Source organism: Mesorhizobium sp. dw_380 (genome assembly GCF_018588885.1).
Lineage (GTDB): Bacteria > Pseudomonadota > Alphaproteobacteria > Rhizobiales > Rhizobiaceae > Mesorhizobium.
The window spans coordinates 12,582-34,220 of record NZ_JAFFIW010000030.1; the positions used below are offsets into that span (position 1 = coordinate 12,582).

The 21,639-nt window shown below is 63.5% G+C and carries 18 protein-coding genes; 3 read left to right on the forward strand and 15 right to left on the reverse strand.

The annotated features are described in order from the left end of the window. The first annotated feature begins 13 nt into the window (after positions 1-13). Complete coding sequence (locus JT360_RS23875) at positions 14-916, forward strand: LysR family transcriptional regulator (protein WP_214474630.1); 903 nt, start codon at positions 14-16, stop codon at positions 914-916. 37 nt (positions 917-953) lie between these two features. Here the strand turns inward: JT360_RS23875 and JT360_RS23880 are convergent, their stop codons facing one another. The 8 genes from JT360_RS23880 to JT360_RS23915 all read right to left on the reverse strand — a co-directional run bounded on the left by JT360_RS23880 (position 954) and on the right by JT360_RS23915 (position 10,734). Further along, positions 954-3,002, reverse strand: coding sequence for an ABC transporter ATP-binding protein (locus tag JT360_RS23880; RefSeq protein WP_214474631.1), 2,049 nt, complete (start codon positions 3,000-3,002; stop codon positions 954-956). Continuing rightward, complete coding sequence (locus tag JT360_RS23885; protein WP_214474632.1) at positions 2,995-3,873, reverse strand: ABC transporter permease; 879 nt, start codon at positions 3,871-3,873, stop codon at positions 2,995-2,997. The genes JT360_RS23880 and JT360_RS23885 overlap by 8 nt, the downstream gene beginning before the upstream one ends. Next, the gene (locus JT360_RS23890) at positions 3,870-4,823 is read right to left on the reverse strand and encodes an ABC transporter permease (RefSeq protein WP_214474694.1); all 954 of its coding nucleotides are present in this window, start codon (positions 4,821-4,823) and stop codon (positions 3,870-3,872) included. The genes JT360_RS23885 and JT360_RS23890 overlap by 4 nt, the downstream gene beginning before the upstream one ends. Positions 4,824-4,892: 69 nt before the next feature. Next, entirely contained in the window at positions 4,893-6,557 is a 1,665-nt protein-coding gene (locus JT360_RS23895) for an ABC transporter substrate-binding protein (RefSeq protein WP_214474634.1), read from the reverse strand. Between the two features lie 262 nt (positions 6,558-6,819). Further along, positions 6,820-8,004 carry a mandelate racemase/muconate lactonizing enzyme family protein gene (locus tag JT360_RS23900; RefSeq protein ID WP_214474636.1) on the reverse strand — a complete coding sequence of 395 codons (1,185 nt, stop codon included), beginning with the start codon at positions 8,002-8,004 and terminating at the stop codon, positions 6,820-6,822. Between the two features lies 1 nt (position 8,005). Further along, complete coding sequence (locus tag JT360_RS23905; protein ID WP_214474638.1) at positions 8,006-9,109, reverse strand: mandelate racemase/muconate lactonizing enzyme family protein; 1,104 nt, start codon at positions 9,107-9,109, stop codon at positions 8,006-8,008. A 26-nt stretch (positions 9,110-9,135) separates the two neighbouring features. After that, complete coding sequence (locus JT360_RS23910; protein ID WP_214474639.1) at positions 9,136-9,828, reverse strand: GntR family transcriptional regulator; 693 nt, start codon at positions 9,826-9,828, stop codon at positions 9,136-9,138. Between the two features lie 117 nt (positions 9,829-9,945). After that, positions 9,946-10,734: a HalD/BesD family halogenase gene (locus tag JT360_RS23915; RefSeq protein ID WP_214474641.1), complete on the reverse strand. Its 789-nt coding sequence runs from the start codon at positions 10,732-10,734 to the stop codon at positions 9,946-9,948. A gap of 100 nt (positions 10,735-10,834) precedes the next feature. Here JT360_RS23915 and JT360_RS23920 point away from each other — a divergent pair, with 100 nt between their 5' ends. Further along, positions 10,835-11,743: a LysR substrate-binding domain-containing protein gene (locus JT360_RS23920; protein WP_214474643.1), complete on the forward strand. Its 909-nt coding sequence runs from the start codon at positions 10,835-10,837 to the stop codon at positions 11,741-11,743. A 44-nt stretch (positions 11,744-11,787) separates the two neighbouring features. Here JT360_RS23920 and JT360_RS23925 read toward each other — a convergent pair whose 3' ends face one another. From JT360_RS23925 to JT360_RS23935, 3 genes are read right to left on the reverse strand one after another with little or no spacing between them, the layout of a single operon-like run. Next, positions 11,788-12,942 carry an efflux RND transporter periplasmic adaptor subunit gene (locus JT360_RS23925; protein WP_214474644.1) on the reverse strand — a complete coding sequence of 385 codons (1,155 nt, stop codon included), beginning with the start codon at positions 12,940-12,942 and terminating at the stop codon, positions 11,788-11,790. Between the two features lie 15 nt (positions 12,943-12,957). Then, positions 12,958-16,134 (reverse strand): efflux RND transporter permease subunit, encoded by a 3,177-nt coding sequence (locus JT360_RS23930; protein ID WP_502845487.1) that lies wholly within the window; start codon positions 16,132-16,134, stop codon positions 12,958-12,960. Further along, on the reverse strand, positions 16,128-16,379 hold the full coding sequence (locus tag JT360_RS23935; protein ID WP_214474646.1) for a hypothetical protein: 252 nt from the start codon (positions 16,377-16,379) through the stop codon (positions 16,128-16,130). Before JT360_RS23935 ends, JT360_RS23930 begins: the two co-directional genes overlap by 7 nt. Before the next feature lie 259 nt (positions 16,380-16,638). On the opposite strand from JT360_RS23935, the gene JT360_RS23940 reads away from it, so the two are divergent. Continuing rightward, positions 16,639-17,229, forward strand: coding sequence for a TetR/AcrR family transcriptional regulator (locus JT360_RS23940; protein WP_214474647.1), 591 nt, complete (start codon positions 16,639-16,641; stop codon positions 17,227-17,229). A gap of 341 nt (positions 17,230-17,570) precedes the next feature. On the opposite strand, the gene JT360_RS23945 is transcribed toward JT360_RS23940, so the two are convergent. The 4 genes from JT360_RS23945 to JT360_RS23960 all read right to left on the reverse strand — a co-directional run bounded on the left by JT360_RS23945 (position 17,571) and on the right by JT360_RS23960 (position 21,581). Next, the gene (locus JT360_RS23945; protein ID WP_214474648.1) at positions 17,571-18,593 is read right to left on the reverse strand and encodes a LacI family DNA-binding transcriptional regulator; all 1,023 of its coding nucleotides are present in this window, start codon (positions 18,591-18,593) and stop codon (positions 17,571-17,573) included. A 149-nt stretch (positions 18,594-18,742) separates the two neighbouring features. Next, complete coding sequence (locus JT360_RS23950; RefSeq protein WP_214474649.1) at positions 18,743-19,534, reverse strand: ATP-binding cassette domain-containing protein; 792 nt, start codon at positions 19,532-19,534, stop codon at positions 18,743-18,745. 3 nt (positions 19,535-19,537) lie between these two features. Then, positions 19,538-20,524 carry an ABC transporter permease gene (locus JT360_RS23955; protein ID WP_214474650.1) on the reverse strand — a complete coding sequence of 329 codons (987 nt, stop codon included), beginning with the start codon at positions 20,522-20,524 and terminating at the stop codon, positions 19,538-19,540. 121 nt (positions 20,525-20,645) lie between these two features. Continuing rightward, positions 20,646-21,581 carry a substrate-binding domain-containing protein gene (locus tag JT360_RS23960; RefSeq protein WP_214474651.1) on the reverse strand — a complete coding sequence of 312 codons (936 nt, stop codon included), beginning with the start codon at positions 21,579-21,581 and terminating at the stop codon, positions 20,646-20,648. Positions 21,582-21,639 lie beyond the last annotated feature (58 nt).

Consider the following 21,639-nt stretch of genomic DNA (forward strand, 5'->3'; position numbering starts at 1 on the left):
AAGGAGCAAAGCCATGGATACCGAAAACCTGCGCAGTTTCCTGGAGGTTGCGGAACATGGCAGCTTCACCATAGCTGCCAGCCGGCTCAACCTTGCGCAATCCACGGTCAGTGCGCGGATCAGAGGGCTGGAGGAGCAGCTGGGGCGCCGGCTTTTCGTGCGCGATCGCGATGGCGTCACGCTCACGCCGGCCGGCCGGCAATTCCTGCCGCACGCATCCTCCATCACCCGCACCTGGGAGCAATCGAGGCAGGACATCGCCGTTCCCGATGGCTATGAAACACTGCTGCGGCTGACCGCTCCCGCCTATCTGTGGGACTTGATCACCTCGCCATGGGTCGAGTGGATGCGTGCCGAACGGCCGAACGTCGCGCTAAGGCTCGAGGGCAGTTTCCCGGATCTGGCGATCGACCAGCTGGCGGAAGGTCTGCTCGATATCTGCATCCTCTATCTGCCACGCCCGCATCCTGGCATCGTCTACGAAACACTGGCGGTCGATCAGGTCGTGCTGGTCCAGCATGCAGCGCAGACGAAGCCGTGGACCGAGAACTACATCCTGATGGACTGGGGGCTCGAATTCCGTATCGAGCACGACCGCGCCTTTGCCGGCATGGTCAAGCCGGCCATTTCGGCCGGGCTGGTCTTCATCGGGCTGCAGCATGTACTGTCGCAGCGAGCGGCAGCCTATCTGCCGCTCAGCGCCGTCAGTGGCCATATCGAGCGCGGCGAGATGCGGCGCATCGACAACGCGCCGGTATTCCAGCGCCCGATCTACCTTGCCTATCCCAGCAATCCCGCATCGTCGGAGGTGCTCGATGTCGCGCTGAAGGGCTTGCGCTCGCTTGCCAAGGACTGGACCAGCGATCAGGGCTTCTCGGAAGCCGACCGTTCCCTGGGCATGGCCGGCCGGATGTAACCAGCCAGGCAATGCGATCACCCCTGCGATGCGTTGCTTATGCCGGTTCTGCCACCACCGTCTTCTGCAACCTTGCCAGCTCCGCGTAGGGGATATGGCAACGGATCGAATGTCCGGGCTGAGCCTCGGACAGCGGCGGCTCCTGCTGCTCGCAGATAGGGCCGATCTTGCGCGGGCAGCGCGTGTGGAACACGCAGCCCGAGGGCGGATTGGTGGCGCTGGGGATTTCGCCGTCGAGCCGAATACGCGCCGTCTCGGTCTGGTCGAGCTTGGGCACGGCCGACAGCAGCGCTTCGGTGTAGGGATGATGCGGGCCGGAGAAGACTTGTTCCGATGGCCCGATCTCCATGATGCGGCCGAGATAGAGCACGGCGATCTTGTCGGAGAGGTAACGCACGACGCCAAGGTCGTGCGAGATGAAGATGTAGCTGACATCTTCCTTGGCCTGCAGGTCGGCGAGCAGGTTGAGGATTGCCGCCTGGACGGAGACGTCGAGTGCCGAGGTCGGCTCGTCGCAGACGACGATGCGCGGATCGCCGGCGAAGGCGCGCGCAATAGCGACGCGCTGCTTGAGGCCGCCCGACAGCTGGCGCGGCTTGACGGCCAGATGCCGGTCTGTGAGGCGCACCGAGCGGACAAGGTCGTTGAGGCGGGCTTCCAGTGCCTTGCCCCTCAAGCCAGCCAGCCGCTTCAGCGCCCGGCCGATGAGGTGGCGGATCGAATGCGAGCGGTTCAGCGCCGAATCCGGATTCTGGAAGACGATCTGCATCGCCTTGACCTGGTCGTCGCCGCGGTTCTCCAGCTTCGGCGCCAGCGCCTTGCCTTCGAGCTCGATGGTGCCGCCGTCATCGGGCGGCACAAGGCCGAGCAGCAGTCTGGCGAAGGTGGTCTTGCCGCTGCCGGACTCGCCAACCAACCCCAGCGTCTCGCCAGGCCTGAGGTCGAGCGAGACGTCCTTGACGGCGCGCAGCGCATGACCGTGGCTGGCATAGGTCTTGTTCAGCCCCGCGACGCGCAGCACGGGTGCTGCCGCCGGCTTCGGCGCCGGTGCCGGCACATTGCTCGGCGTTGCGCGCGGCAGGGATTGCGCCTTGTCATGGTAGAAGCAGCGTGACAGCCGGCCACCCAGATCATAGAGCGGCGGCAATTCGGTGCGGCAGCGATCGTCGGCGAGCGCGCAGCGATCTGCAAAGGCGCAGCCCTTGATGTCGGCTCCAATGCCGGGCAGGAAGCCGGGAATGGTGTCGAGCCGGCCCTGGTCCTTGCGCTGACCGCCGCGCGGCAGGCAACGCAGCAGCGCCACCGTGTAAGGATGGCGCGGATCGTTGAAGACGATTTCGGTCGGCCCTTCCTCGACCAGCATGCCGGCATAGAGCACGCCGACCCGGTCGCACATGTTGGAGACGACGGCGAGGTTGTGGCTGATGAACAGGATCGACGCCGAGAGCTCTTGTCTGAGCTGCGCGATCAGGTCGAGCACTTCGGCCTCGACGGTCGCATCGAGCCCGGTGGTCGGCTCGTCGAGGATCAGCATCGAGGGATCGTTGGCCAGCGCCATGGCGATCGCCACGCGCTGCTGCATGCCGCCGGAAAGCTGATGCGGGTAACGCTGCATGACGCTTGGCGGATCGGAGATGCGCACCCGGTTCAGCATGGCGATGGCGCGCTCGGTGGCTGCCTGTCCCGTTATGCCGCCAAGCTCGAAAATCTCGGTCAGCTGGCGGCCGACGCGGATCGACGGGTTCAGCGCCTTGCCCGGATCTTGGTAGACCATGGAGACGCTTTCGGCGCGGGCGCGCCGCAAGGCCTCGCCGTCCAGCTTCATCACATTCTGGCCGTCGAGCGAGATCGCGCCGCCTGATATCGATCCGTTCCTTGGCAAATAGCGCACAACGGTGAGCGCCACGGTGGATTTGCCGCAGCCGGATTCGCCGACCAGCCCGTAGGCCTCGCCCTGCTTGATGTTGAGGCTGAGATTGCGCAGCACGGCGCGGTTGCGCCCGGCAACGCGGTAGGCAACCGACAGATCGCTGAGTTCGAGGGCGTTTTCCGCCTTCGTGTTCCGGGCCTGGGCGGAGTTAGTCATTGAGCGCTCCATGAACGCCGTCGGCCACCAGATTGACACCGATCACTAGCGAGGCGATGGCGAGCGCGTCGAACAGCACCGTCCACCAGAAGCCGCCGCCGATCATGCCGTAATTGCTGGAGATCGAGAGTCCCCAATCGGGTGATGGCGGCTGGATGCCGAACCCCATGAAGGAGAGCGTGGCGACCGCGAAGATGGCATAGCCCAGCCGCACGGTGGTCTCGACCAGGATCGGCGGGATGACGTTGGGCAGGATCTCGACGAACATCGTGTGCAGCGCACTCTCATGCCGAAGCTGGGCCGCGGCGACATAGTCGAGTTCGCGCTCGGCCAGCACTGCCGAGCGCACGGTGCGCGCGATGATCGGCGCGAAGCTCAGCCCGATAACGATGATGACGGTGGTCTTGGAGGTGCCGAGCGCGACGATGGCGAGCAGCGCCACGATGACCACCGGAATGGCCATGAACGCTTCGAGGATGCGGCTGACGACATCGTCGACGATGCCGCGGAAATAGCCGGTGAGCAGGCCGAGTGCGGTACCGGCAACCGTCGCCAGCAGTGTCGCCAGCGGGGCGACGGTGAGGATGTCGCGCGAGCCGACGATGACGCGCGAGAAGACGTCGCGGCCGATCTGGTCGGTGCCGAACCAATGTTCCGACGAAGGTGGCGCCAGAGCATTGATGATGTCGTCGGCAAGCGGGTCGTAGGGCGCGAAATGTTCGCCGAACAGCGCGCAGGCGACCCAGAACAGCACGATGGCAAGACCGACAAGGAAGGTTCGCGAGCGCATGAGCGAAAACAGGACTTCCGCAAGGGGGCTACGCCGGCGCGTGTCGTCTTGAGCGGGAGAGGTGGTCTGGACGGCGCTCATTGGTCTGATCCCAGCCGGATACGTGGATTGAGCACGGAGTAGAGAAAGTCGGCGATCAACGTCGCCACGGCATAGACGATGCCTATGGTGAGGATGCCCGATTCCAGCATCGGAAAATCCTTGCCGCGCGCGGCGGTGAAGATCAGCGAGCCGATGCCCTGGTAGCGGAACAGCGTCTCGATCACCACCAGGCCGCCGATGAGATAACCGGTTTGCGTGGCGATGACGGTGATGGTCGGCAGCAGCGCATTGCGCAGCACATGGCGCCAGATCACCGTGCGCCAGGGCAGGCCCTTAAGCACCGCCGTTCGCGTATAGTCGGAATCGAGCGCCTCGATCATGCCGGAGCGCGCCATGCGGGCGATATAGCCGAACAGCACCAGGAACAGCGGTAGCGACGGCAGGATCAGGTAATAGAGCTGGGTGAAGAAGCCGGCGTTCTTCGGCCATGCCGCCGAGATCGGCAGCCAGCGCAACCACACGCCGAAGATCAGGATCAGGATGATGCCGGTGACGAACTCCGGCAGCACCGTCACCGAGAGGCCGCCAAGGCTGATGATGCGGTCGAGCGGGCGGTTGAGGTTGAGCGCCGCAATGACGCCGCCCAGAATGCCGATCGGCACCACCAGCACGAAGGCGACCGCAGCCAGCTTCATCGAATTGCCCAAGGCATCGATGACGAACGGCGCCACTGGCGAGCGGAAGATGTAGGACGTGCCCATGTCGCCCCGCACAAAATTCCAGATCCAGGTCGCATATTGGGTGAGCAGCGGGCGATCGACGCCGAGCGTGTGATTGAGCGCGTCCACCGCGCGCTGGTCGGCGAACGGCCCCAGGATCGCGCGCCCGACATTGCCAGGCAGCACCTGGCCGCCCAGAAACACCATGATGCTGAGCAGGAACAACGTAACCAGCGACAGCGAGACACGCCGTGCAAAGAAGGAGAGAATGGCTAAGACTCCTTGTGGAGCCAGCCCCGCGCGGGAGCTGGCTGTTAGAGGATTGGCTTCCCTTTCCGCCTAGGCCTTCGATGCCTTTTCGAGGAACAGCTGCGACATGGCGGTCGGCTGCACGCCGGCCACGCCTTTCGCCGTCGCCGTCAGATAGTCGTAGAAATAGCCGAAGATGACAGGCGTTTCCTCGAGCAGCAGCTTCTGGATCTTGCCCGCCGTCGCCTTCTGCGCCTCGAGATCGAGTGCCGCGATATAGCTGGTCGCCAGCGCGTCATAGTCCTTGTTCTTGAAATGCGCCGCGTTCCAGGTGCCTTCGCTCTTCAGCGGCGCGGCAAGATAGACGTTCGGTACGCCGCGATGGCCGTAGTCGGTGATGCCCATCACCGAATCCAGCCAGTTCGATTTGCCGAACACCGCGTCGCCATAATAAGCGCTCTGGTCGAGGATGTTGAGCTCGAGCTCGATGCCGATCTCCTTGACCCAGTTCTGGATGAGCTGGGCATATTCGGGGATTTCGAGATAGCGCTCGGTGGTCAGCGTGATCTTGAAGCCCTTGCCGGCACCGGCTGCTTCCATCAGCTGCTTGGCCTGCGCGATGTCCTGCTTGCGCTGCGGCACGCTGGTATCGGTCGAAGGATAGACCGCGGCGAACGGGCTGTCATTGCCCGCCACGGCGCGCCCCTTCATCAGGCCCGCGACCAGCTTGTCGCGATCGATACTGAGCGCTATGGCGCGGCGCACGCGGGCATCCTTCAGCGGGCCGTCGTCGCAGCGCAGATGCAGCTGCTGATGCGCAGAGGACTTCAGGCTGATGATGTCGACGCTCGGATCGTTGAGCAGGGCAACGCCGGCCAGCACCGGCATCTGGTTGATGATGTCGACCTGGCCGCCTTGCAGCGCCAGGATCATCGGCTGCACATCGGTGAAGAAGGTGAACTCGGTGCGCTCCGGCAGAGCCTTCTCGCCCCAATAGTCCTCGTTGCGGACGAAGGAAGCGCCGACCTTCGGCGTGTATTTCTCGATCTTGAACGGGCCGGTGCCGTCGAAGCTCTTCTCGTAGTCGCCCTTGTAGCTCGCCGGGACGATGACGGCGTTGTAATTGTCCGACGACAGCATGTAGGGGAAGTTGCCGTTCGGCGCGTCGAGGTGGAATTCCACCGTATAGTCGTCGACCTTCTTGCTGGCGCCTTTCGACAGGATGCCGGTGAACACCGACAGCGCGTTGGACGAGTTGGCCGGATCGGCTAGGCGGTCAATGCTGGCCACGACGTCCTCGGCCTTCATTTCGCCGCCGCTGTGGAACTTCACGCCCTTGCGCAGCTTGAAGGTCCACACCGAGCCGTTGTCGTTTGGTTTCCAGCTTTCGGCCAATGCCGGTTTGAGCACGAGGTCGGGGCCGTCGACACAGAGGAATTCGGCAACCTGCTGCATGACCAGCAGGCCGCCGGCATCTGCAATGGTGACTGGGTCGATGGCTGCCGCCGGCACGCTGCTGGCGACGCGGATGGTGGCGCCGGGGGCGCCCTGGGCGCGGGCGAGCGACGGCATGCCGCCGAGGCCGGCAGCCATGCCGATGCGGCCGAGCAGCGGCAGCGACAGGCCGAGAAGGCTGCCGTGGCGGACGAAGTCGCGGCGGCTGACGCCACCGTCGACGAGACCGTCGATGAGATGGTTTTCAAGCGGCGAGCGATTGCGCCGGATCAGGTCGAGAATGCGATAGTTCTTGCTCATGGGTTTAACCCTTTTCCCCTGTTTCTTATGGCTGAAGAATGCACTTGCGGTTGATGAATTCCGTGGAGTTCTCCTGTCCCGGCCATCAACGATGTCAGTCGATTGGACTGTAGCATGCGGTTTTGTCTGGTTCATCCGATCCTTGCGGCGCAGGGGTCAGATTTTCTTGAGGCAATGCGTCCATCCATCGGGTCCTGCCGACGCGCGCGGACCGCGGCGACGGGCATTATTCTTGAATGCGTCTCCTTCTCTTCTGGTTCTCCTAGTTCAGCGGCAAACGGCGGTAGGTCCCTGGCTTCGCCGCGTCGTGATATTTGTTGCACGGGCCGTTCTCGACGAAATCGCGATGGCAGGCCGCGAGGTTTTCCCGTGACAAGGTGACGCCGAGACCGGGGCCTTCCGGCACGCGCACGACATTGTTTCTGGGCGAAAACGGGCCTTCCTCGGTGATGTCGGTCGGCTGCATGCGAAACAGCGATTGGTTCGGCTCCCGGATCCAGCCGAGTGCGGCGCACAGATGCAGATAGGCGGCAGTGCCGATGCCGCTGTCACCGCTGTAGCACCAAAAATCGATGCCGGCGTGCTCGCAGGCGCCGACGAAGCGCAGCATGCGGCCGATGCCGCCATGCGCCGTCGGATTGCCGACGAAGGCGTCCGGAACCTTGAGGTCCATGGCGCGCGCAATGTCGATGTTGTGGGTCGAGAACGGGATAGAGCAATGGCGCCTGAGTTCGCGCATCTCCTCGATCGTCGCCACCGGATCCTCCCAGTTGCGCACGCCGAGATCCTCCAGCGGCCGCGCCAGCCGCCGGGCGGTGCTGAGCGAATAGGCCTGGTTGGAATCGATGCGGATCATCACATCGTCGCCAAGTTTTTTGCGGATCAGCTCGACCATTCTCAACGAGACTTTCGGGTCTTGCGTCGAGAATTTGCCTTCGAAGAAGGTCGTTCCATAGGTCTCGTGCAGTTCGACGCAATAGTCGGCGACTTCTTCCGGCGTGGTCTCGCCCTTCACATCAGGCCCGTCGCCCCGCAGCGAGAAATAGTCGGTGAACGGGATGTCCTTGCGCACGGCGCCGCCAAGCAGCTGGTAGAGCGGCTGGTTCCATGCCTTGCCGCGCAGATCCCACAGCGCCACTTCGATGGCGCCGAAGGCCATGATGCGGGTGCGGTCGTTGATCGACTGCACGCCGGCCCAGAAGGGCAGGCAGACATGCTCGGCGCCGGCGATGTCGAAGGCGTCGCGGCCGATCAGGCGTTGGGCGAGAACATCATTGATGATCGCGGCCGCTGCCGCCGTCGGCGCCTCGCCGTGGCCGATCAAGCCATCCTCGGTCTCGACCTCGACAATGGTTGGAGAAAACCCATCGAGTTCGCCGAACACCCAGGCGTAGGGCGCTTCGAGGCGCAGATTGATCGGCGTGGCCTTGATGCTGCGGATTTTCATCTCAGCCGCCAATCTCGAAGAACGGTGCGCCGAGCAGGTCTGGAACGACGTCGATGCCAAGGCCCGGCCCGTCGGGAATACCCATGCGGCTGCCGGTGACCGGCGGCATGTTCGAAGCGGTGCGCACAGTCACCCACTCATGGAAGGCAATCGCGTGCAGCCGGCGCTCTTCCGGCGTCGACAGCGACAGATGCGCCATCGCCGCGGTATCGATTTCGGCGCCGCCGGTATCCTCGACCGTGATCATGAAGCCAAGGTCGACGGCGATGTCACGGATCTGGCGGGTCTTGGTGATGCCGCCGAGCCGCGAGATCTTCAGCGTCAATCCGTCGGCTGCGCCCCGGCGATGGATTTCCAGCATTTCCTCGAGCGAGGTGACGGATTCGTCGAGCACCATCGGCTTGTCGAGCATCCGGCGCACCGACATGTTCTCATCGATCGTCGTGCAGGGCTGCTCGAATGTGTAGTCGATGGCGCGCGTGGCATCGGCGAACTGCCGTGCCTGATAGGGCGTCCACCCGGCGTTGGCGTCGCAGAAAATGACAGTACCTTTCGGCACCGAAGCGGCAACCGCGCTGACGCGCTCGATGTCGTCATGGACATTGCCGCCCACCTTGACCTGCAGCCGGTGGAAGCCGTCCTTGACGATGCGCTTGGCCAGTGCGGCCATGGCGTCGACGTTGCCATGGGTGACGACCTTGTAGAGCTCGGCCGTGTCGCTCTCCTTGCCGCCGAGCAGCGTTACCAGCGGCACGTTGGCGGCGCGCGCGGCGAGATCCCAGCAGGCCATGTCGAACGCCGATTTTATGTAGGGATGGCCCTTGAACACCGTGTCCATCAGCCGGCCGATGCTGGCCAGCCCACGCGGATCCTGGCCGATAAGGTGCGGCGCGATTTCCGGCACGCCGGCGCGGGTGCCGGCAGGGAAGGCGGCCGAGTAAAAATTGCCTAGCGGGGCCATCTCCCCCCAGCCGGTCAAACTGTCGGAGGTGATGGCGACGATCACCGCGTCGAAGGCGTCGGCGACGCGCCCCTTGGACATCCGGTAGGGCCCGTCCACGAAGGGCTGCACGACATGATAGGCTCTGATGGTTTCGATCCGCACGTGTCCGTCCATTGGCTATGGTTGGGTCAGGCGCCCTTCGACGGACGCTGTTCGAGGCCGCGCGCGTAAGAGAGCAGTTGTTCGAAGTCGAGGTTGATGTGCTCGCGGGCATGACGCTGGGCAGCGCGCATGTCGGTGCCCTTCATCAGTCGCACGTAAGTCTCATGGACGTCTTCGGCCGGCACCGGCTCGTTGCGGGCCTGCTGGTGCAGAGCGAAATACATCTGCAACCGGCTGATCAGCCGTTGCCAGGTTTCCAGAAGCACCGAATTGTCGGCCCATTCGTAGATCAGGCCATGCAGTTGCAGCGCGGTTTCGATCTGCCGGGTGGTGTCGAGGTTGCGTGTCGCCAGCTTCACCGCTTCGTGGCGCCGGTCGAGCTCATCGAAGAAGCGCTGGTCGCGCTGCGGCCATGTCCGTTCGATGGCGAACTCGTCCAGCACCTTGTTCAGCGAATAGGCATCGTCGATGTCCTTGGCGGTGACGTCGATGACAAAAGTGCCGGCATAGGGAATGCTGGTCAGGAGACCTTCCTGCACCAGCTCGCGCATCGCCTCGCGCAATGGCGCGCGGCTGACCCGCATCTGTTCGGAGATACGCAGCTCATTGAGCTTCTGGCCGGGTTCCAACTGACCGGTCAGGATCGCGCGTCTAAGCAGCGCCACGATCTCGGCGCGGCGCGTCGTGTCGGCAATCGGGCTGAAATCCGTCTTCACCATCCGGCTACCTCCAGCGAGAACAGACGGCAAGACAATCAGATTGTCGACAATCTAACAAGAGCCATTTTCGGATTTTCATCTTCGCCGACAACCCGGCCCGAGTGCGCCTGGGGCGGCTCAGGCCGCGCGGCCGTAGAAGCCGACCCGTTCCTCGGCGCTGAACATCACGCCTGGCCTCTCATAGTAGGAAAACACCGCGATCATGCGTTCGCGCTCGCCTTCGACGGTTGTGACGCGATGCGCGGTGTTCTTGCCGCGAAAGACATTCAGCGTGCCCGGTTTCATGCGCAGGACTCTGGCTTCAGGATCACGGCCTTCGAGCAGCCGGGCGACGCCGTCATAGTTCGGATCGTCGTCTGATCTGAGATCGGTGCGGTATTCGAGATCGCCGCCACGCTCCGCCTGCTGCAGCAGCAGCGTCGTGGTGAATTCCGAGCGGTCGAAATGCCAGTTCAACGCCTCGCCGGCGCGATAGGCCATGACATTGGTGCGGGCCAGCGGGTCCTGCATGCCATGCAGCTTTGCCTTTCCCATCGTCGCCGCGAGGAAACGCACAAGCGGTTCATATTCGTAGATCGCCATCACCATGCTGCCGGGAATCTGGTCGGCACAGACGGTGTGGCTGATAGTCTCGACCTTGCGCAGGGCCGGGTGATCGGGCGCGAGTTCAGGAATGCTGGGCTTGAAGTAGATGTTGTGCGTGCGTTTGTGGACATGGGACTGCGTGTCCATGACCGGCTTGATTTCCCCCACCGCCTGTTCGGCGACGCCGGGCCGCAAAAAGCCTTCGAGATTGAACATGCCGTCGTCTTCGAGCGCTGCGATGGACAGCTCGATAAGGCGGGTCCATTCGGCGCTGCCTTCGCGGTCGAGCGGATAGCGGTCGAGATCGAGGATGTCTTTCATGTCGCGTGCTCCCTGGGTTGGACACAGAGGACGGCAAAAAATTCTTTCTCTCAACGCGGAAAATTATTAGGACTGGGCAAGAAAAACTTATGGAGCCTGTATGGATCGGCTACCGCCGCTGAATGCGATCAAGACCTTCGAAGTCGCGGCTCGCGCCGGCAGCTTCACCTTGGCCGCGAGCGAGCTTGGCGTATCGTCCGCCGCGGTCAGCCAGCAGATCCGCAATCTCGAAACCTGGTTCGGCAAGCAGCTCTTCGTGCGCACGGGCAACCGCATCACGCTGACCGATGCCGGCCATGCCATCTACCCACAGACCGCCCGTGCGCTTGGCGACATCGCCGCCGTCGGCCGGCGCATGCTTGAAGGCGGCTTGAGAACAAGGCTTGTGGTCAGCGTGCCGTTTTCGCTGGCCGAGCTGTGGCTCGCGCCGAGGCTGGCGTCACTTCTCGAAGCTTTCCCGCACATGGCGATCGATGTGCGGGCAGAGGATGATCCGATCGATCTGATGCGCCAGAACGTCGATCTGCGCATCTCCTACGGCGACTATCACTATCCCAGCCTGCGGATGATCCGCCTCGTCCATGACGATGTGCTGCCGGTCTGCGCGCCGGAGTTCTGGCACCGGCATGGCAATGGCGACCCAAGCCTCATGGAACTGCATGAGGGCCTGTTCATCCACACCAATTGGGGCCCGAACTACGCCTCGCACCCGACCTGGGCCGATTGGTTCGCGGCATGCGGCGGCAGCCGCGCGCCCGACCCGTCGCACGGGCGGCGTGTCGGGCTATCCAGTCTGGCGATAGCTTCAGCGAGGTTGGGTCTGGGCATGGCGCTTGGCCAGCGGGTGATGGCGCAGGCCGACCTGGAGGCCGGCCGCCTGATCGCGCTGTCGCCGATCTCGGTGCGCCTCGGTCACCCCTACTGCGCCTTCATGCCACCGGCCAAGGCCGACCGCGCCGATGTGGCCGCTCTTGTTGGCCTGCTCGTGAAAGCGGCGCCCACGACCTGAGAAAAGGTCGAGGACGCCGCGCGGAAACCGGGCCTGCGGGGGATTCAGGTAGCCGGTTTCTGTGGCAGTGGCGAGATCGGCATTCCGGGGCCGATCTTCTGCAGATTGCCTGTAATCACCTGGTCGCCTTCAGAGACGCCGCTCAGGATGGCGATCAGGTCGCCGCTCGTCGGGCCGATCGAGACCAGCCGCTGGTCGACCGTGTTGCCCTTGCCGACGACGTAGAGATATTTGCCGAGCTGGCTCGAGCCCAGTGCCGTCTGCGGCACCATCAGCGCGTCGGGTTGCTGCTTGATGTGCAGCCGCACGCGAACGTACTGGCCAGGTATGAGCGTGAACTTCGCATTGCCGATGGTGGCGCGTGCGGTGATGGTGCCGGTCGAATGGTCGACCGTGTTGTCGATGAAGGTGAGTTCGCCCTTCTGGCCGGTCTCGGTCTCGCCCGGCAGCAGGACCTCCACCTCGATCGGGCCGGCTGCGCGTGCCTGCTCGATCTCGGCCAGATCCGTCTCGCTCGGATTGAAGGTGACATAGATCGGGTCGAGTTGCACCAGCGTGTTGAGCACCGTGCCGGCTACGCTGACCAGCGTTCCGACCGAGGCCTGGTTGCGGCCCAGGCGCCCGTTGAACGGAGCATGGATTTCTGCGTAGCTCAGATTGAGCTCCGCCGTGCGCACCGCCGCCTGGTTGAGCGCCAGCGAGGCCTGCGCCTCGCGCAAGGTGCTGGTGCGCTGGTCGAAGCTGTCCTTGTCCAGGTAACCGCTCTTGGCGAGCTCGGTGCCGCGGCCGAGATTGGACCGCGCATAATCGAGCGTCGCCGTATCCCGCTGGACCTGGGCTTTCGCCTGGTCGAGCGCGGCCTGGAAGTCGTCAGGCGAGATCTTGTAGAGAAGGTCGCCCTGCCGCACATCGGCGCCGTCTTGCGCCGTCTGTTCCTGCAGGTAGCCGGGGACGCGCGCTTGCAGCGTGATGCTGCGGATCGGCTCGATGCGGGCGGCATAGTCGAGATAGATCGGGATCGTCTTCTTCACCACGCTCGCCACCGGCACCGGCATGACGAATGCCGCTGGAGCGGGCGTTGCCGCTCCGGCCGTGCCGGAGCTGAGCCTGAGGTTGCCCATGTCGAGGAGGTGGACGCTGGCCACCGAGATGGCGCCCAGCGCGACAGCCGTTCCCAACGCGATTTTCCATTTACGCATGATAGTTCTCCAATCTTATTCGGCCGCTTCCGCCAGGGGAGGGAAGGCGGGTTCGGCAGTTGGTTCAGTGTGCTTGGAGGCGGGCTTGCCGCCTTCACGGCGTTCCCGCAACTGTTCGATGACCGCGTAGAAGACAGGCACGAACACCAGCGACAGGATGGTCGCGGCGACCATGCCGCCAAACACGGTGGTGCCGATCGACTGGCGGCTTGCGGCACCGGCGCCGGTGGCGAACATCAGCGGCAGAACGCCGAGGATGAAGGCGAAGGCCGTCATCAGGATCGGCCGTAGCCTGAGCCGCGCGGCTTCCATTGCCGCCTCGACGATGCTGAGGCCCTCTTCGCGCCGCCGTCTTGCGAACTCGACGATCAGGATCGCATTCTTGGCAGCCAGGCCGATCAGCATGACGAAGCCGATCTGCGAATAGACGTCGATCTGCATGCCGCGCACCCAGAGGGCCGCGAAGGCGCCGAACAAGGCCAATGGCACCGCCAGCAGCACCATGAACGGCATCGCCCAGCTCTCATACTGCGCCGCCAGGATCAGGAAGACGAAGACGATGGCGAGGCCGAAGACGACGGACGCGATCGATCCTGCCTTGAGCTCCTGGAAAGTGATGCCGGTCCATTCGAAACCGAAATCCCTGGGCAGGGCGGTGGCAGCCGCCCGTTCCATGGCGGCGACCGCCTGGCCCGAGGAGAAGCCCGGTGCGGCACCGCCATTGATCGAGGCAGAGGCGTTGTTGTTATAGTGCGGTACGGTTTCCGGCCCGACGAAAGGCACCAGCTTGCCGAGCGTGCTGAGCGGCACCATGCCGCCGGAAGCGTTGCGCACATAAAGCCGCGAAATGTCGGCGGCACCCGCACGTGCATCCTTGTCGGCCTGGATGGTCACCCGGAAGGTGCGACCGAACAGGTTGAAGTCATTCACGTAGAGCGAGCCGAGATAGATCTGCAGCGTGTTGAAGACGTCGGGCAGGTTGAGGCCAAGCAGTTTGGCCTTGCTGCGGTCGAGGTCGTAGTTGAACTGCGGCGTCGAGGTCGAGAACGGCGAGAACAGCTGCTGCGGATTGATTTCCGGTTGCTTGCGCGCCTCGGCGATCACGGCTTGCGTCGCATCGTTGAGGGCCGTGCTGCCGCGACCGGTGAGATCCTCGACGACGAATTCGAAGCCGCCCGTGGTACCAATACCTGGGATCGAGGGCGGATCGAAGGAGAGCGCGAAAGCTTCCGGTATCTGCATCAGCTTGCCGCGCACGTCGGCAACCAGCTTCGAGGCGCTCTGGTCGGGGCCGCGCTCCTCCCAGGGCTTCAGGATGGCGAACTCGACCGCCGAGTTCGACTGCGCCGCACTGGTCAGGAAGTTCAGGCCGCTGATCGAGCCGACGATGTCTACGCCAGGCGTCGACTGCAGGATGTCGCGCGCCTTCTGGGCCACCGCGTCGGTGCGCTCCAGCGACGCGCCGTCGGGCAACTGGATGACGACGAAGAAATAGCCCTGGTCCTCGACCGGAAGGAAGGTCGACGGCAGGCGCTGCCAGACGAAGTATGTTGCGACCAGTCCGGCCGCGAACAGGCCGAGCATGACCCAGCGCAGGCGGATGAGGAAGCGCACGCCATGGGCGTAGGCATGCGACAGCCTGTCGAAGCCCGTATTGAACCAGCGGAACAGCACGAACTGCGTGCTTTGGCGATGGCGCAGGAAAGCGGCACTCAGCGCCGGGCTGAGCGTCAGCGAGTTGAAGGCGGAGATGCCGACGGAAATCGCCACCGTCAGCGCGAACTGATTATAGAGCCGCCCCGAAACACCAGGAATGAAGGCGACAGGCACGAACACGGCCATCAGCACGGCGGTGGTGGCGATGATCGGACCGGTGACTTCGGCCATGGCAGCCTTGGTCGCCGCCAGCAGTTTCAGCCCGGCCTCCAATTGTCGTTCGACATTCTCGACCACGACGATGGCGTCGTCGACGACAAGCCCGATCGCCAGCACCATGCCGAGGAGCGAGAGCATGTTGAGCGAGAAGCCCAGCATCTCCATGACGACAAGCGTCGCCACCAGCGACACCGGAATGGCGATGGTCGGGATGATCGTCGTGCGCCAGCTCTGCAGGAAGATGAACACAACGGCGACGACCAGCACCAGGGCTTCGCCGAGCGTGATCAGCACGTCATGCATCGACGCCGAGACGAAGCGCGTCGTGTCATAGTGCATGGCGTAGGAGACGCCCTTCGGGAAACGGGCCGACAACTCCTGCATCTTGTCCTTGACGCGCTGCTGAAGGTCGAGCGCGTTGGAGCCGGGCATCTGGTAGACGGCGAGCACGACGGTCGGGTCCTTGCCGAAGAAGGCCGAGGACGAATATTGCAGCGCGCCGAGCTCGATGCGTGCGACGTCGCGCAGCCGCACCAGCGAACCGGTGTCGGTGTTGGCGCGCACCACGATGTCGCCGAATTCCTTCGGATCGCTCAGGCGGCCGACGGCGTTGACCTGCATTTCGAAGGCGGTGCCGCCGGGCGCCGGCGACTGGCCGATCTTGCCGGCCGCCACCTGGACGTTCTGCTCGGAGATGGCATTCTGCACGTCGACGGCGGTGATGCCGAGATTGGCGAGCTTGTCCGGATCGAGCCAGACGCGCATCGAATAGCGCCGTTCACCGAAGATCTGCACGTCACCGACGCCTTGCAGACGCTTCAGCGGATCGACGACCTGCAGATAGGCGAGGTTCGACAGCGCCACCGGATCGACGGACTTGTCAGGCGAGGTCAGGTTGACGATCAGGACGAAGTTCGGATTCTGCTTCTTGATCGTCACTCCGCCCTGATTGACGATCGCCGGCAGCGACGAGGCCGCCTGCGAGACGCGGTTCTGGACGTCGACGGCGGCGGTGCTCAGCGAATAGCCGACATCGAAGGTGATGGTGATGGTCGAGGAGCCGTCGTTGGAGCTCGTCGACGACATGTAGGTCATGCCCTGCACGCCGTTGATCTGCTGCTCCAGCGGCGTCGTCACCGTGTCGGCCACGACTTGCGCGCTGGCGCCCGGATAGTGGGCGCTGACCACGACCTGCGGCGGCGTGATGTCGGGAAACTGCGAGACGGGCAGCAGGAAATAACAGATCGTCCCGGCGAGCACCATGATGATGGCGATCGCCGAGGCGAAGATCGGACGGTGAATGAAGAAGTTTACCACGACACACATGCCTCGCCGGCTGCTCTTGCCCTGCCGAATGCACTGGCAACCCTGGATAACTGGCCACGTCCGTCACGGTTCTCTTCGCGTGAACGCAGCAACGGCACCTCGCGATGCTGCCCATCGGCAAGCGAGCGAAGCATTTTCTCGAAGGCGCGGGGGTCGACCCCATCTGCCTTCATGACCAGCCGGATCATCGGATCCCGGACGGCCTCATCTATGGTAAGATCGCGGCGCTGTGGCATTGGCCGGCTCCTTGTCTGTCGATTCGCAGCCCATGCTCGCGAACCGTTTTTCATCTCTTCACCGGCCGAGGCCGCATGATTGGCAGTTTTTCACCCGTCTCAGTCTGGCCCCGTCTCACTGGCAAGACCAGTTCACGGCCTTTTGATTGACGACGGGCGACATAGGTGTTACCAGTAAGTAACATTCTGGAAGTTACAGACCGGTAACACCCTAGTCAAGAGGTGGCCGAGGGTTTTTTGGAAACGAAAGGAGAGCATGATGACAGACGGCGTCGTGGAGCGCCCTCGTCCCCGGGATCGGATCCTGGAGACGGCGCGTGACATGTTCCACAAGCATGGCATCAAGGGTGTTGGCGTCGACGCCATCACCGAAGCTGCCGGCACGAACAAGATGACGCTCTATCGTCACTTCGAATCCAAGGACGATCTGATCGTCGAATGCCTGCGCGCCAATGCGTCCAAGGCCGGCGCGATGTGGGAAGCATTCGAGGCCGAATTTCCGGGCGACAAGCTCGCCCAGCTTCATGCATGGGTTCGCAAGGCGGCTGCAATGCTCAATGCGGATGGCCGCGGCTGCGATATGGCCAACGCTGCCGCGGAACTGACTGAGCCCGACCATCCGGCCAGGCGCGTGATCAAGGAACTCAAGGAAGCCCAGCGCGAGCGTCTCGTGGCGCTCTGCCGGGATGCCGGCATCGGCCAGGCCGAGCTTTTGGCTGATACGCTGTCGCTGCTGTTCGAGGGCGCGCGTGTCAGCGTGCAGACGGTGGGCACAGAGGGCCCGAGCGCGCAGTTCGTGCGCATGGCCGAAGGACTGATCGTTTCCTTCAGGGGCACTGCCGCCGGTTGAGTTCCGCCTTGGCTGCTGATGATTTGCCCATCGTATGATGAGGCGATGCCTGGCGCCGCTTTGACGCAGGCGGTCCTACAATCCTGCTGGTTGAACGAAAAAAGCCCGCTGCCGGGAGGAGGTGGCAGCGGGCTCGATTTCGAATGTGGTGCGGGAGGAGGTGCACCCCACTCAGCGCCGGCATCGCATCTGGGAGGAGTAGATGGCCGACAACCAGAACCTACGAGTTGCCCAATGATTCGGCAACCATAAAAGTTGCATAGCAGGTGTGCAGAATTGCCGCACCACCCACCAATCCTCCTACAAATCCGAACAAAGCGGCCTTGCTCCAGCGCGCTAACCTATTGAACCGGCACGTTCTCCCTGAAGATCAGGCGCGGCTCGATGAATTTCCGCGTCAGGTAGGGCGCCGATGACGCAATGGAACCGAGCAGGCGGATCACCGACTGTTCCGCGATCAGCCTGGCGTTCTGGTCGATGACGACGTCGACGAGATCGTCGACGAGATAGCCGCGTGTTTCCTTGGTGAGGTCGTGGCAGATGAACACCGGCTTGCGATTGGGCCTGGCTTCCCGGATGGCTTTCGCAACGCCGGAGCGTCCGGCCCCGACACAATAGATGCCGAGCAGTTCAGGTTCGTTGTGCAGCGCCTTCATGGTCTCGGCGTAGCTGGCATCGGGTTCGTCGTTGATCTCGACGGCGCTGGTCACGGTGAGGTTGGGAAATTCCTCGCCAAGCACGGAGCGAAAGCCCATTTCACGCTCCTCATGGCCGCGATAGGAGCGCGAGCCGACGACCATTGCCAGATGGCCCTCGCGGCCGCCGAGGAAGCGCCCCATCAAAAGTGCCGCCGTTCGCCCCGCCACCCGGTTGTCGATGCCGACATAGGCCGAGCGCGGGGCGGCCGGGATATCGGACACCAGCGTCACCAGGCGGATGCCGGCGTCGACGATGTCGCGCAGGATGTTGCGGGTTCGTGGATGGTCGATGGCGATGACACCGACGCCATTGGCCCTTAGCGACAGATTTTCGACGGCAGTCTGCAGCGCGTTCGGCGCGATGCCGGCGAGATTGTGGATCCGGCAGGAAGCGACCAGCGGCAGGCGCGACGCATAGTCCTCGATGTGCCTTGCCAAATCCTGCATGAAGGCGTTGCTGCCGATCGGCAGGAAGAATTCGAGGTTTGCAGGCCTGGAGGGAAGCGTCACCTGATCGGCGACCGGCAAATAGCCAAGCTGCTTGGCGGCCTCCATGACACGCTGCCGGTTGGCGGCGCTGGCGCCGGGCCGGTTGTTGAGCACCCTGTCGACCGTCGCGGTCGAGAGCCCGCAACTCCTGGCGATATCAGAGACGGTGGCCTTCATGCCGCAACCCTATGCGCCGATGCGATGGTGCGCCAGACAAGCCATGTGACATCCGACGTGACAGGCGATGCGATCTGAGCGACAGGTGATCGGCACCCATCACCGCGATGCGCATTCGGCTGCTTCGACATGACGGCTTCCGCCCGTCCTCAATGCGACGGCTTGCCGTCGGCGATGGCGTCGCGGATTTCCTTGTCCGACATGCCGGTGATGATCCGCTCGACTTCCGCCACGGTCGTCGTCTTCGGATCGATGTCGTCGGCGACCACCTTGCCCCTGCGCATGACGACGATGCGGTCGACCACCTGGAAGACGTGGTGGATATTGTGCGCGATGAAGATGCAGGAATGGCCGGAATCGCGGGCGTTGCGCACGAAGCTCAGCACGCCTTGTGTTTCGGCCACGCCAAGATTGTTGGTCGGCTCGTCGAGAATGATGAGGTCGCTGTCGAAATGCATGGCGCGCGCGATCGCCACCGCCTGGCGCTCGCCGCCGGACAGCGAGCCGATCGGCGTCGTCGGCGGAATGTTCTTCGAGATGCCGACCTGTTTGAGCAGGTCGCGGGCGACATTGTTCATCGCGTCCTGATCCATGCGGTTCAGGAAACGCGGCGGCTTGATCGGCTCGCGTCCGAGGAACAAATTGCGTGCGATCGACAGTTGCGTGACCAGCGCCGAATCCTGGTAGATGGTCTCGATGCCTTGGGCGATGGCGTCGCTGGTGCTGTGCAAGGTGACCTTCTTGCCGCGAATGAAGATGTCGCCGCTGGTCAGCGGCACCGCTCCCGACAAAACCTTGATCAGCGTCGACTTGCCGGCGCCGTTGTCGCCGAGCAGGCCGACGATCTCGCGTTCATTGACATGGAAATTGGCGTCCACCAGCGCCTGCACGCGCCCATAGGACTTGCGGATGTTCTGCATGCGGATCAATGGCTCGGCCATGGTTCACGTCCCTGCCTGATGCCGGCGTTCCAGCCATGAGTGGAGCGCCATCATGCCAAGGATGATCGCGCCGATGAAGATGTTGTAGGCAAGTCCGGGCACGCCGATCAGCACGATGCCGTTGCGCATCACGCGCAGGATCAGGATGCCGAGTACGGTGCCGATGATGGTGCCGCGCCCGCCGGTCAGGGCCGTGCCGCCGATCACCACCATGGCGATCACCTCAAGCTCGTAGCCGGTGCCGCTGTTGGGGTTGGCGGCGGAGGTGCGCAGCGAGGAGATGACGCCGGCCAGCGAGGCCATGATTGACGACAGCACGAACAGCCCGATCTTGACGCGGTTGACATTGACGCCGCGGGCGCGCGCCGCGCTGGGATTGCCGCCTGCCGCCTGAATCCAGTTGCCGGTCCGGCTTTGCGTCAGCACGTAGCCGAGCGCGATCGCCGCGGCGATGAACCAGAACAGCGACATGTAGATGCGGAACGGCCCGATGAAGAAGTCGCCGACCAGCGCCTCCGCCAGCCAGCTGCCCTCGGCGCTCCAGGTTCGCTGCGGAAAACCGTCGGTGATGAAAAGGGCGCTGCCGCGCACCACGAGCAGCATACCGAGCGTCACCAGGAAGGACGGGATCTTGAGCTGCGTGACGAACCAGCCATTGACCAGGCCGATCAAGGCGGCAACCACGAGCGCGATGACGAAGCCCATTTCCAGCGAGGTGACGCCGCTGTTGAACAGCGTCCACATCAGCACCGGCGAGAAGCCGAACAGGGATCCGACGGAAAGATCGAATTCGCCTGACGTCATCAGCAGCGTCATCGCCAGGGCGATCAGGCCGAGCTCGACGGTGAAGGCCAGCGTGTTGGAAATGTTCTGCGGCGACAGGAAGTCGTGGTTGAAGCCCCAGAAAACGGCGATTTCGACAACGAGCAGGACGAGGGGTCCGAATTCAGACCGCGCGATCAGGCGTTGGATGGGCGAATGATTTTCCACTAGGAACCCGCGACATGATTAGAACGGGCCGCGATCTCCACCGCATCGGGCAGGCCTCTCGCGGCGCAAGGGGACATCTGGCGCCGCATGCCAGAGACGGTGCGGCGCCAGGGATCGCGGTTTATTTGCCCGACAGGATCTTGTCGTAGACCGTCGCGGTGTCCTTTTCATAGAGCGCGCCGGTGATGACGTTGAAGCCCGGAGGAATGCCTGACGCGGCCATGTTGGCGAGCGACAGCGCGACATAGCTGGTCGCCTGCGGATCCTGCCACTGGCCGGCATTGACATAGCCGTTCAGCACTTCCTGCGTGGTGTCGAGCGAGTTGCCCCAGCCGACGACCGGGATTTCACCCGGCTTGACGCCGACCTGATCGAACACCCGCTTGATCGAGCCGGTGACCAGGTCGCCGAGGCCGATGATTGCCTTCACCTTGCCCTTGTGGGCGGTCAGGTAATCGACCATGCGGTTGATCACCTCGGCCTGGTCAAGCGTCGCCTCGGTCACTTCATAGGTGACGCCGAGCGGTCCGAAGACGCTCTTGATGCCTTCCTCTTCTTGGACGCCATAGGTGGCGCCCGGGATCTCGACCGGCATCCAGACGAAGTCGCCTTTCTTCACCAGGCCCTTGTCGACCAGGTATTGCGCCCAGTGCTTGCCGAAGGTGACGTTGTCGCCGCCGACATAGGCGTTGAAATTGGCCTTGGGATCGGGCGTGTTGAAGTTGATGATCGGGACGTTGGCCGCACGCGCCTCCTTTACGATTTCGACAAGGCTGCCCGGGTCGGGACTGGTGGTGACGATGCCGTCGGCTTTGGCGGAGAGAGCGGCGCGAACCGCTTCCTGCTGGGAGGCGACGTCGCCATTGTGGAACGAGGTATTGACGGTGTTGCCGGTGTCCTTGGCCCATTGCTTGGCGCCGGCCAGGAAGTAGGTCCAGACCGGATCGGCCGGGCCGCCATGTGATATCCAGTAGAATGTCTTGGCCTGCGCCGCCGCCGGAATGACCGTCAGCGCGACCAGCAGGCCGTAGAGCACAAGTCTCAGTCTTCTCAGCATTTGATTTCCTCCCGGTTGAAGATGATCCGTCCCTTGTTCCGGCTTGAGCCGGTTGCGT

Coding starts and splice junctions, on each gene's coding strand:
- JT360_RS23875 (WP_214474630.1), top strand. CDS start 14: ATGGATACCGAAAACCTGCGCAGTTTCCTGGAGGTTGCGGAACATGGC.
- JT360_RS23880 (WP_214474631.1), bottom strand. CDS start 3,002: ATGACTAACTCCGCCCAGGCCCGGAACACGAAGGCGGAAAACGCCCTC.
- JT360_RS23885 (WP_214474632.1), bottom strand. CDS start 3,873: ATGAGCGCCGTCCAGACCACCTCTCCCGCTCAAGACGACACGCGCCGG.
- JT360_RS23895 (WP_214474634.1), bottom strand. CDS start 6,557: ATGAGCAAGAACTATCGCATTCTCGACCTGATCCGGCGCAATCGCTCG.
- JT360_RS23900 (WP_214474636.1), bottom strand. CDS start 8,004: ATGAAAATCCGCAGCATCAAGGCCACGCCGATCAATCTGCGCCTCGAA.
- JT360_RS23910 (WP_214474639.1), bottom strand. CDS start 9,828: ATGGTGAAGACGGATTTCAGCCCGATTGCCGACACGACGCGCCGCGCC.
- JT360_RS23915 (WP_214474641.1), bottom strand. CDS start 10,734: ATGAAAGACATCCTCGATCTCGACCGCTATCCGCTCGACCGCGAAGGC.
- JT360_RS23920 (WP_214474643.1), top strand. CDS start 10,835: ATGGATCGGCTACCGCCGCTGAATGCGATCAAGACCTTCGAAGTCGCG.
- JT360_RS23925 (WP_214474644.1), bottom strand. CDS start 12,942: ATGCGTAAATGGAAAATCGCGTTGGGAACGGCTGTCGCGCTGGGCGCC.
- JT360_RS23935 (WP_214474646.1), bottom strand. CDS start 16,379: ATGCCACAGCGCCGCGATCTTACCATAGATGAGGCCGTCCGGGATCCG.
- JT360_RS23940 (WP_214474647.1), top strand. CDS start 16,639: ATGACAGACGGCGTCGTGGAGCGCCCTCGTCCCCGGGATCGGATCCTG.
- JT360_RS23945 (WP_214474648.1), bottom strand. CDS start 18,593: ATGAAGGCCACCGTCTCTGATATCGCCAGGAGTTGCGGGCTCTCGACC.
- JT360_RS23950 (WP_214474649.1), bottom strand. CDS start 19,534: ATGGCCGAGCCATTGATCCGCATGCAGAACATCCGCAAGTCCTATGGG.
- JT360_RS23960 (WP_214474651.1), bottom strand. CDS start 21,581: ATGCTGAGAAGACTGAGACTTGTGCTCTACGGCCTGCTGGTCGCGCTG.